Annotated in this window: 2 protein-coding genes; both read right to left on the reverse strand. The window is 71.8% G+C overall.

Annotated elements, in window-relative coordinates; translation table 11 throughout:
- Positions 1-132: 132 nt before the first annotated feature.
- Positions 133-357, reverse strand: coding sequence for a DUF6458 family protein (locus tag ABZU75_RS43940; protein WP_355568640.1), 225 nt, complete (start codon positions 355-357; stop codon positions 133-135).
- Between the two features lie 52 nt (positions 358-409).
- Positions 410-1,535: adenylosuccinate synthetase (locus ABZU75_RS43945; protein ID WP_355568643.1), on the reverse strand; the 1,126-nt coding region annotated here is incomplete at its 5' end.

The raw sequence follows: 1,535 nt of genomic DNA on the forward strand, positions 1-1,535 counted from the left end.
CGTGGCGAGGATCGGTCAGGTGGTGTCTCGCAAGGCGGAGGAGGGAGCCGCAGCGTGCTGCGGTGACCGACGACAACGCGGCGAGGCGCCGCCTGGGCGACCGCAGTAGGCAAAAGATCCAAAGGACAGGGCCTAGACCTCCGGTGGGTGGTTCTCGCGGTGCATCAGGCGGTCCTCGGACGTGTTCCCGCGCTTGGGGGCCATCATGATGCTCAGCACGACCCCGACGGCACCGACGATCATGAAGATCAGGCCGATCACGTCGATGTGGACGGCCTCGCCGAGGACGGTGGGGTCGATGGCGAAGCGGAGGATGGCGCCAAGCGTGAGAAAGAAGATGCTGACCCCGACACCCATGAGTTCCTCCGGGTAAGGCTGCCTGCCAGGTAAAGGGAGAGTACGAGAAGGGTCATACCCTTTCGGGCGCGGTCACACCACTGAAAAGGACCTTGTCGGCGGCGGTGGGTCCCCGGGAGCCCAGCCACACCGGAACCCCCAGGGCCTCGGCCACCGCCGCGGGCCAGTCGTCGACACCGTCGGCGTAGTGCGGCCGGGCCGCCGACAGCCGCCCGGTCAGCCTGGCCTGCCCTTCGAGGTCACCCGCCGTGCCCACCGGCAGCTCGCCGATGTCGTACGACACGCACATCCGCGAGACCGGCGCGTCCAGGTGGGTGAGCGCGAGGGCGTCGGCCCCGCCCGCGACCGCCAGCGCGTAGCGGTGGGCCACCGCGTCGAAGTGACCGGTGCGGAAGGGCCCCTGCCAGGGACCGGTCCCGTTGTGCGCCTCGGGCAGCACCGGCGCCGCGGCCTCGGTGACCAGCGGTCCCGGGCCGTGCCTGGGCGTGTAGGTCCGCAGCACGCCCAGCCGTACGGCCGGCACCCCGTCGAGCAACTCCAGCGCGTTGGCGAAGGTCGTCGTGCTCCAGGTGGTGTACGGGTGGAAGCCGTGCCACTCGTCGAGCAGCACGCCCTGTGCCCCCTCGAAGATCACGGGCCGCCTGCGCAGCAGCGCGGTCGTGAAGGAGGAGCCGACCAGGATCACCCGCTCGGCGAACGCCCGGTAGGCGGCGACGCAGTCCTCGACGGGCGGCCCGGTCACCCCGAGCGCCTCGCGGAGCGCGTACAGCTTGCGGGCGAGCCGGGCCGGGTCCTCGCAGTCGCCGACGGTCGGCGCGAGCTCCGGGTGCTCCAGGGCGTAGGCCATGGTCTCGCCGACGCCCATTCCGCACGACCCGTGCCGGTCCTCGCCGCGTGCCAGCTCCCTGGCCTGCCCCGCCGCCACGTGGTACGGCGTGGCGAGCAGGGCGTCCCGGTCCACGGTGAGCAGGCGGAACGGGTCGGGAACACCCAGCTCGCTCAGGTGGGCGGCCTCCCGGGCCAGCGAGAGCGGGTCTGTGACCATGAACCTGGACAGGTGGGTGGGCACGCCTCTGAGCGTGCCCGACCCGAACTGTGCGAACGTGTGGTGCCGTCCGTCGGGCAGCACGACGTTGTGGGCGGCCTGCCCACCCCCGTTGAACCTGACGACCGCCCCG

This window comes from Streptosporangium sp. NPDC005286, assembly GCF_040607515.1.
Lineage (GTDB): Bacteria > Actinomycetota > Actinomycetes > Streptosporangiales > Streptosporangiaceae > Streptosporangium.